This window comes from Anaerorhabdus sp. (genome assembly GCF_036657415.1).
Lineage (GTDB): Bacteria > Bacillota_I > Bacilli_A > Erysipelotrichales > Erysipelotrichaceae > Anaerorhabdus.
In genome coordinates this window covers 23,124-32,601 of the sequence record NZ_JAVXGL010000020.1, presented here as the reverse complement: position 1 = coordinate 32,601, position 9,478 = coordinate 23,124, and the positions used below count along the sequence as shown (strand labels likewise).

Annotated in this window: 9 protein-coding genes; all 9 read right to left on the bottom strand. The window is 31.6% G+C overall.

The window, feature by feature from the left end; genetic code table 11:
• A partial coding sequence (locus RSB60_RS04610) for a family 4 glycosyl hydrolase (protein ID WP_332614808.1) occupies positions 1-948 on the bottom strand: 948 nt, incomplete at its 3' end.
• Positions 949-1,000: 52 nt separating this feature from the next.
• A complete protein-coding gene (locus RSB60_RS04605) occupies positions 1,001-1,618 on the bottom strand; it encodes a YczE/YyaS/YitT family protein (RefSeq protein ID WP_323382350.1) in 618 nt (205 codons plus the stop codon).
• Between the two features lie 17 nt (positions 1,619-1,635).
• Positions 1,636-3,522 (bottom strand): BglG family transcription antiterminator, encoded by a 1,887-nt coding sequence (locus RSB60_RS04600; protein WP_332614806.1) that lies wholly within the window; start codon positions 3,520-3,522, stop codon positions 1,636-1,638.
• Between the two features lie 8 nt (positions 3,523-3,530).
• The gene (locus RSB60_RS04595) at positions 3,531-4,799 is read right to left on the bottom strand and encodes a PTS sugar transporter subunit IIC (RefSeq protein WP_323382352.1); all 1,269 of its coding nucleotides are present in this window, start codon (positions 4,797-4,799) and stop codon (positions 3,531-3,533) included.
• Between the two features lie 125 nt (positions 4,800-4,924).
• Positions 4,925-5,935 carry an NADH:flavin oxidoreductase gene (locus tag RSB60_RS04590; RefSeq protein ID WP_332614804.1) on the bottom strand — a complete coding sequence of 337 codons (1,011 nt, stop codon included), beginning with the start codon at positions 5,933-5,935 and terminating at the stop codon, positions 4,925-4,927.
• Between the two features lie 109 nt (positions 5,936-6,044).
• Positions 6,045-6,989 (bottom strand): hypothetical protein, encoded by a 945-nt coding sequence (locus tag RSB60_RS04585; RefSeq protein WP_332614803.1) that lies wholly within the window; start codon positions 6,987-6,989, stop codon positions 6,045-6,047.
• A gap of 82 nt (positions 6,990-7,071) precedes the next feature.
• Positions 7,072-7,911, bottom strand: a complete 840-nt coding sequence (locus tag RSB60_RS04580) for a PhnE/PtxC family ABC transporter permease (RefSeq protein WP_332614801.1) — start codon at positions 7,909-7,911, stop codon at positions 7,072-7,074.
• 1 nt (position 7,912) lies between these two features.
• On the bottom strand, positions 7,913-8,689 hold the full coding sequence (locus tag RSB60_RS04575; protein WP_323381712.1) for a PhnE/PtxC family ABC transporter permease: 777 nt from the start codon (positions 8,687-8,689) through the stop codon (positions 7,913-7,915).
• Positions 8,690-8,691: 2 nt separating this feature from the next.
• Positions 8,692-9,471: a phosphonate ABC transporter ATP-binding protein gene (gene phnC, locus RSB60_RS04570; RefSeq protein WP_323381713.1), complete on the bottom strand. Its 780-nt coding sequence runs from the start codon at positions 9,469-9,471 to the stop codon at positions 8,692-8,694.
• Positions 9,472-9,478: the final 7 nt, after the last annotated feature.

The following is a 9,478-nucleotide window of genomic DNA, read 5'->3' as shown; positions in this document are numbered from 1 at the left end:
TAATGATGTATCTTTTGCAGTACCTTTTTCTTCAATACGTTTGCATTCTGTAAATACACGTTTTTCTCTTCCATCAATTACTTGGTTAGCACGTGTATAATTTGGATCAGAGTGTGCAACCATATCATCTGGATATAGATAGTATTGTAAGTATGAACTTGGCGTCATTGTAGGATCAATTTGTACTAAGTCTTTTACTTTACGTGCTGTTTCTTGCCAACTATTGTCAGAGTATTTTGACGGATCATCATTAACTGCACAATTTCCATATTTTAATTGATGATCAATTAAGCGATGAATATGTTCATTACCGTCTTTATCTTTTATTGATGTCCACCAACCAAAGTGATTCAATCCAAAGTAACGGATATCCATCTCTTTTCTCGATTTAAATCCTAATATTTCCGCAATGTTATGTTCCATGCCTATTGGCATATCACAGATATTGATAACACGAGCATTGGGTTTAATTCTTCTACATGCTTCCGCAACAATTGCTGCTGGATTTGAATAATTTAGCATCCAACAATTTGGAGAATATTTTTCCATGTACTCAATATTTTCTAATACACCTGCAATCGAACGCATACCATACGCTATTCCACCAGGTCCACATGTTTCTTGTCCTACCACACCATATTTAAGTGGAATTTTTTCATCTAATTCACGCATCGGCAATTGTCCAACACGAATATGTGCTAAACAGAAATCAACATCTGTATATGCTGTTTCTGGATCTGTTGTCGCAATAAAGTCAATTGATGAATCTTTTTCTTTTACGAGTATTTCACATGCCTTTGCAACTTTATTTTGTCTTTCTTCATCATTATCATAGAGCTTAATCGCTCTTAATGGGAGCTTATCTAAGTTATCCAACAACATTAGGATAATTTCTGGTGTGTATGTACTCCCTCCCCCTGCAATTACAATTGAAAATCTTTCTTTCATTTTATGTCCTCATCTTTCTATAATTTGAACAATAAATTGATACACATTTGTGTTAGATTTTATTGTTAAAAACTTTTTTGTATTGCTTGTTAAAAAATGTAATACATTTACCTAACAATAGAATAGCCACTACTGTTCCTGCTGTGAGTGAACCGTGCAAACATAAACCAAGTCCAATTAATAAAGCATCAATTACCCAACGGACTATTGTGTATTCTTTGTTAAATAGATTAGATAAACTTATCAATAATGCATCGTAAGAACCTTTTCCCACATCTGCACAAATTGTCATTGATATTCCAAGACTTAATCCAAGTAGACCGAGCAGAAAAAACAAGAAATTAATCATTTGATTTGAAGGAATTTTGATTAATGGGAAAGCAATATCAATTCCCATTTGAATAATAAATGGACTTACTAATGTTCCTACACCAAGTTGTTTTCTATCTAGTATGAAAGTAATTACTACCATACCAATTGCGACAATGACTGAAGCAACACCTAGTGTTACATGAAGACTCTTCGCAATCCCATCATACAAAACTGTTATTGGATCAGCTCCCCATCCTGTTTTACTACATAATGCAATAGATATTCCCATCAAGAATAATCCCACCAATAGTATAATCGTTCGCTGTGTAAAACTTTGTTTGTTTTCAAATTCTATCAATGCATTTTTCCTTTCATTTAATTCTTGCTTGAACTAAATTTAAACATGTTTGAAATCATTTCTTCTTTTGTTTCACTTTCATAAAGACTCTTTAGTAAATTCTTATTATTACTAATTTGTTTGAAGAATTGAAAGATAAAATTTATTTCAGAATTTCTTACTTTTTCTATCGCCAATAAAAATACCAAGCGGACAACATTTTCATTATGTTCAATACCTTTTTTGATAACTCCTATCGCTACTGCTGTTTTATTTGCAAATGTATAAAGCGGATGAGGCATCATTAAGGTATCACCAAGATTGGTTGGATAGTTAATTTCTCTTGCAATCACATCTTCACTAAACTCTTTACTCGAATCAATAATTTCTTTATTTTCTAATAAATTTGATAACTCTTCAATCACATTCTCAAATGTAGTATCATCAAATATTTTGATTAAATCGACATGAATGTAATTGTTTATTGCTGATTTAATTCGTTGATTCATTTTCACTGTATGAATACATTCATTGAGTCGATTCACATCACGCATTTCTGGTAATCCATTAAACGCAAATGTTTCTAATTCAGTTGAATATATTTGTTCATTGAATGTGAGAATTAAATCAAATGAACTCAAGTTGTAATGTTGCATTCTTGTTTTATCTAGAATTTTTTGAATTACAATTTGATTTTTAAAATTGGTATCAATCCACTTCTCTAAAACTTGATTGATACTATGTCTTTGTGAACTAACTAATACTGCACGTATCTTCTCATTTATATTTTCTAAAAAATGTTCAATATAAATCGCAAGATAACTCACTTCATCATCTAAGATATATCTATTCTTATACTTATATACAATGTGCACAACTAACATGGATACTTCATACGCAAATGGATATTTACTTTTAATATCACTGATAATTGGATTTCTTAATTCATATCCGTTTTCTATTCTTCTCAACATGTATTCAATATGAACTAGCATATTGTTATATAAATCATCTGATTCTTTTAAGTTAAGATTATATTTATCAAATACTTCATCAATAAATTCATCTAATACCACTCTACTAAAATCATGAATTTCTATTGATTTATCATTCTTGATTATTTTAAATGTATGAATTAATTTTTGTAATAAGGGTAAATCTTTTTCATTTAAATTACTCACCTTACTCATCAATGTTAATAAAATAGGATTGATAATTTCTTTTTCATTTTCCACTGTGAAATTATATTCATTTCTTACAATACATATAACCACTGCAGCTTGTAGTATTTTTATATTTTCAATCGATATTTGAATTTCACATTCATCACACAAGGTGAAGATAGCGTCCAATACTTGATCTAGTAATTCTTTTTTAAATCCATCATCAAGTATCACTTCTAATAACTTTGCATAATCTGTATTATTAGAGGTAATCGCATCTTTTAATATCTTAAATAGTGTTTCTCTTATTACTTCTTCACTTGCTTTTATTTTTATTTTTTCTGATTCAACTTCTATTAATGAAATTTGATAATGGCTTAGTAAATGTTGATCAAGTTTTTGAATATCTTTGCGAATTGTTTGCGAAGAATAATTCATAAGTTCACTTAAATCTTCCAGTTGAAGTTCTGCGTCAAATAGTACTTTACCTAAAATTTCATAGCTTCGTAACAAACCGTCGTTCCGGTCATCCGCATCATTTAACAATAGTTTAATTTCTGATTTATATTGCTCATTTAACGAGTAACCTGTTTTATTATTTGATAGAATTAATGCTTTACCAAATAATTTATTAATCTCATTAATTTCATTTCTTATTGTCCTGGAAGACACACTCAAAGTATCTGCGATAACAGAACCGTGGACACCTAGATTATTATCAAGAATTATCTTAATAATAGAGACTTGTCTTCCAGAAAACATAAGACCTCCTAATTGTTATTTTCAGACTCTTTTTTTAATTCATCAGCTTCCATCATTTTAAAGAATGGATAATAAATAAGAGTCATAAGGATTAATAGTGCGACTACTAAGACTACCGCTTTCCAATCCAATGTCATTAAGAATGCACCAACTCCTGGAGGTAAGAAACCTGGAGGATTTGCGATAGGCATTCCAACAAGACCACTTGTCATACTGAAGTATGTAATTGCAGTTGCAATTAATGGTCCAAATACAAATGGTATAAACATGAATGGATTCAGAAGAATTGGTGTTCCAAAAATTAATGGTTCATTAATACCAAATAGTGAAGGAACTAATCCCACTTTACCAATTGAACTTAGTGATTTTGCTTTTGAGCGAACCATCAATAAGTTTAATCCCAGTGTTAATCCTGAACCTGTTACTTGTAAAATACAATAATATAATCCAAATGTAAAGATATGACTTACTGGCAATCCTGCTGCATAATTAGCAATATTTTCTGCGCCATAAGCAATCGCAAATGGTGCCCATACAGCAGATGTGATTGAAGGACCATGTAATCCAAAGAACCATAATAATTGTGTTAAGAATACAACAATTAATAATGCAGGTAATGTATCCATTGTAGAAATTGCTGGTGCCAAGAAACTCATCAATGCTTGTGGAAATACAGAACCTGATAAATTTAATGAAATTGTTGCAATTGCAACCGCAATAATTACATTCAAGCAAAGTGGCACTAAAGATGCAAAGCTATCTCCAACCATGGCTGGAACACTATCTGGAAGCTTAATATAGATATTCTTTTTATAACAAAGATGATAAACCTCAACTGTGATAATTGCTGATACAATGGCTGTAAATAAACCACTAGCACCTAAATAACCAATGCTTAAAGCCCCATCCGCAATTACTCCACTAAGAATTAGTTGGACAACAATTGCTGTTACTGCTGGTTGACTTCCTTTTAGATCATACTTTTCTGATAATGATTTTGCAATGAAATACACTGCATATAATGATAATAAATCCATTGTAAAACCACTTGCATAAGTAAGTACCCCTAGGTTACTTGCGATGAAATCAAATACTGGTCCACTTCCTAGTAAATTCATAATTCCAAGCGGCAACAAACAAATTGATCCCACAACAATGATTGGAATTGATGCAATCATACCATCTTTAATAGCTTGGAGATGTTTTTGTTGTTCTACTTTGTTTGCAATAGGCATTAAGAATTTCATTAATGTTTCTTGAAACTTAGATATATTCATATTCTATTCTCCTTTAAATAACAATTGATTGTCGACATTAACTGTTAACCCTAATATATTTTATATTCTTCTTTGTTTCAAATATTCTTTTTCCTCACAGTTAGGAAAAGAAAATAGGCTTGCGCCTATTTATTTAAAATACATGTTTTCCCACGTTCCTTATTAAAACATTGCCCACATCTCAAGCAACGACTAGCTATCTCTTTTTCTTCTTTCCATTTACTAATCAAATCAGGTTCACTTATTAAAGGTCTAGACATCGAAATAATATCAATGCCTTCATTCAAACATCGTTGAGCACAACTCTTATTATAAATTCCACCCACTATCGCAACGGGTACAGTCGTGTTTTCTTTTAGACGCTTGCACTCTTCAAGCCAATAAGCTTCCGCATCTCTTGGTAATTGTGAATAACTCATTCCACTGACTTCAATAAGGTCAATCCCTGCAGTTTCTAATAATTTCCCCATTTGTATAAAATCATTTGTTGAAGTTGTATCCGCATCAATTTTAACAGCTATTATAAAATCTTCTGCTGCCGTTGATTTTATTGCCTTGGCAATATCAAGCACTAATCTTAAACGATTTTCGATGCAACCACCATAATTATCTTGTCTATGATTTTTACAACTATTAATGAATGATGATAGTAGATATCCATGGGCACAGTGTATTTGGACACCATCAAAACCTGTTTCTTCTGCTAACTTTGCAGTTTTCAAGAATGCTTCGATAATTCCCTTCATATCGTCATCCCTTAACCCTCGACACCCTTCTTCATCATTGGGACCAACAACTTCCATTTTAGTAATTGCTGGTTTTGCCTTTGATCCTGAATGGGCTAATTGCATAAGAATGCGCGAACCTTTTTCATGAACTCTTCTTGTTAGTTCTTTAAATTTTTCATAATTTTGATTATTTGAAGGATTTAATTGAAGGATGCTTGCACGTCCTTGCTCACAGACATACGCATGCCCTGTGATTATTATTCCTACTTCATTCTTGGCAAATTTTTCATAGTAATCAAGGTAGTCACTTGTCATGCCACCATCTTCATCAAAGTAAAATTCATTTGTTGCTGAACGCATAAAAATATTCTTTATTTCTTTACCTTTTAGCAGTTTAGTTTCGAACATAATCTATCCTCTTTTCTTTTTCATTATATAGTATATGTCAAGTGTATCTCTATTTTTTCAAAATAAGAAAAGGGATTTTGATTGCCAATCCTTTGTTGTTTTCTATTTTTTATAACCAGATATTTTCTACTGAAACTACTTTCCATTTATTATCTTCATATTTCACTGTTGCTATGACAATTGCTTTTGATTCAAGTGCACTTGCTTCACCCTTATGAATTCCAGCTATTTCTATTTTCTTTGTTACTTCATTAATGTTTTGAACATTGATAATAGCTTCTGGTATGATTTCTACCCAACTCATTGGGTATAATCCACATTCACATTGGTAACGATAAGGGTAACCCTGATAATCAATTATCATTGCTGGTGAATACCCACTACTTGGATTAAATATACTGTTTATGATTTCTTCTTTCTTATCCCATGAATAACCTTGCTCATAGAACCATAGTAAATCTTCCATACTTGAAATATCTTTTTTATTATCAAAATTTATTATCGGTGAATAACTAATCCCATCCATATCTACCGTTTTTTTTGAAGTCATAAATCCTGTTCCTTGTAAACTGCTGTCATTATTAGAAATATACATTTCTAATTCTTTTGCTATTAAGGTTTCTTCTTGATAATTTATATTCGCTTTTTCTTTAACTGCATCTATATTTACATTGAATGCTACATTATAAATGCTATTATCTTTTTTACCATTGTAAAATGAATAACTATAAATATCATCAATCTCAATTTCATAATAAATGTAGTTTTCATTATCACTAATTATTTTAGGCTTAATATTATTATCCAGTAGTACCAATTTTGAAGATAACCCTGTCACCTTATTATTTGAACGTTTATTATACGCTTCAATCATTGGATTCAATTCCTCAACAATTAATTCTTTTATATCTATTTCTGCTTTGGGTGTTGGGGTTGCTGAGTTTGCAGTAGGAGTTGAAGTTACTTTCGGTGTAGGTGTAACGATATTTTGTTTTGTAACTGGTGTGCATCCTGTTAAAAATAAAATTAGCACGAACAATCCATATTTTTTCATATCTTTTCCCTCTACCCAAAGTCTACGAAAGCAGATTTATGAAGTCAATAGAAAAGGTATAACTTAACAGTTATACCTCATTTTATTCTATTGTTTTTGCACGAAGTTTATTTATTAGAATTTCAAATAGGAAAGCTACTGCAAATACACATAATATTGAAAATCCAAGTCCTGGATAAAATCCACTTCTTGAATAACCATTAATTACACTTCCAATTGTACCAGCCACTCCAATCGCTGGCCCAACTACTACCGCTACCGCAAAGTTAATTTCGCTACGCATTGCTAGCCAAGCAATGATGCGACTTGATGACGAAGGAAGTACGGCTTCAGTAATAATTTGGAACCAGCTAGCTCCACTTGCCTTTAGAGCTTCAATTACTCCTGGGTCAACTTCTTCAAAACTTTCACTATACGATTTAACAAAGAAGGCCCATCCATGGAAAATCATCCCGACAACTGCTGTTGTTGCGCTTAGTCCATAAGAGGAAATGAAGATTAAAACCCAAATAATTGTTGGAACTGCACGAACAAAACTTGCAATTGCTTTAATGATATTTGAACATTTCACACTTGATAAATTACTTGCTGCTAGTAGTCCAAACGGAAAGGCTATTACAGCTGCTAGAATTGTTGATAATACACCCAAGAATATCGTATTTACCAAGAGTGAAGAGATTGTAATCATTTCACTAATTTTCAATGCATCAAATCTAAAGAATGAACCAAAAATGGTAAGAATTAAGTCTGGACGAAATTGATCCCATTTATACGTTGTAGAAACTAGAAATGTAATGAATAATACACCAAAAATCAATAAGATTAATTTAATTAATACATCACTTGTTTCTTGGTTTTTAAGCTTATATCGCTTCGCTTTTTTACCCTGAATATTTTCAGAGACTAATTGTATTTCAGTCATATTATTCCATTATCCTCCTTCTTACATAGTTTGAAGTTTGGTCGAAAATTAATATTACAATGACAACTAACAAAATTGCTGTGAATAATGATGTGAATTGTCTAAAGTGTTTATAATTACTAATTAAATATCCAATCCCACTTCCTGTTAACATACCAATAATTGTTGATGAACGTATGTTATTTTCAGCAGAATACAAACCCCATGAAATTAGTGATGGCATTACTTCTGGAATGACTGCACAAAAGATGATTTGCCAATATGATGCTCCTGTTGCTTCTAGTGCTTCAATACAAGCAGCATTGGTTTCATCAATTGCATCTGCATAAACTCTTGTGAGAAAACCAAATGAAATAATAGATAATACAATGAATGCTAAGAACTCCCCAAACCAGAAACATATAAGCAATGTAATTGCCCAAACACCTTCTGGAATATTTCTTGTAAGGGAAGCAATAAAGCGGACAATAAGTTGAAGTAATTTATTCTTACCTGTTTTTTTAGAAATTGCAATTGCCGCAAATAATCCTAATACCATCCCTACAAAGGAACCTGCAACAGATAACAAGATTGTTGACCATAATTGAATTAACATTGAATTGAAATCAGTAAAACTTGGTGGCAGATATAATTCTATAAAACGTGCAATTCCTTTTGGAAAGTTTGTAATTGAGTCAATCCATTGAAAGTGAATTGCGTTCCCTACAAGTGCAGTACATACAACAACTGCAATGCAAGTAAATACTAGGATTCTTTGTTTTTTCTTTAAATAATTCATCGCTAGTTTTCCTTTTCACGATTAATTAAATCTTCGATTTTAACGCCATAAATTTTTTCAATCATTTCGTCTGTTAATTCTTCTGGTTTACCATTGAATACAATTTCTCCTGCATGCATACCAATAATACGGTCAGAGTAATGTAATGCAACATCCACTTGATGTAGATTGACTAGGCATGGAATTTTTGTTTTGTTAACAATTTCTTTTAAGTATTCCATGATAACTTTACTTGATTGGGGATCTAATGAAGCTATTGGTTCATCGCATAAAATCATTTTGGGATTTTGTACAAGTGCTCTTGCGATTCCAACTCTTTGTTTTTGACCACCTGATAATTTCGAACAACGATCATATGCACGGTCTTCAAGTCCCACCATCTTTAATATACTCATCGCTGAATCAATATCTTCCTTACGGTATTGTTTGAGAAGTGATTGTAGCCATGTGTAGTTTGCTAGACGACCATGTAAAACATTTTCTAAAACACTTGAACGATAAACAAGGTTGTAGTGTTGAAATACCATACCAACATTTTTACGGATTGATTTCAATTCTTTTTTATTTGCTTTTACTACATCTACCCCATTGAATACAATATCCCCATTTGTTACATCAATCATTCTATTGATTGTACGAAGTAAAGTTGATTTTCCTGCTCCACTTGGTCCAATGATAGATACAAGTTCTCCTACTTTAACTTCTATTGAAACATTATTGAGTGCTGTAATTTTATTGTCATATATTTTAGATACATGATTCATCTGCAAAACTTGTGTCATAAATATC

What these genes read in the sequence shown, in the direction of transcription:
- RSB60_RS04585 (WP_332614803.1), bottom strand. Translation starts at nt 6,989, where the DNA reads ATGAAAAAATATGGATTGTTCGTGCTAATTTTATTTTTAACAGGATGC.
- RSB60_RS04595 (WP_323382352.1), bottom strand. Translation starts at nt 4,799, where the DNA reads ATGAATATATCTAAGTTTCAAGAAACATTAATGAAATTCTTAATGCCT.
- RSB60_RS04600 (WP_332614806.1), bottom strand. Translation starts at nt 3,522, where the DNA reads ATGTTTTCTGGAAGACAAGTCTCTATTATTAAGATAATTCTTGATAAT.
- RSB60_RS04590 (WP_332614804.1), bottom strand. Translation starts at nt 5,935, where the DNA reads ATGTTCGAAACTAAACTGCTAAAAGGTAAAGAAATAAAGAATATTTTT.
- RSB60_RS04580 (WP_332614801.1), bottom strand. Translation starts at nt 7,911, where the DNA reads ATGACTGAAATACAATTAGTCTCTGAAAATATTCAGGGTAAAAAAGCG.
- RSB60_RS04575 (WP_323381712.1), bottom strand. Translation starts at nt 8,689, where the DNA reads ATGAATTATTTAAAGAAAAAACAAAGAATCCTAGTATTTACTTGCATT.
- phnC (WP_323381713.1), bottom strand. Translation starts at nt 9,471, where the DNA reads ATGACACAAGTTTTGCAGATGAATCATGTATCTAAAATATATGACAAT.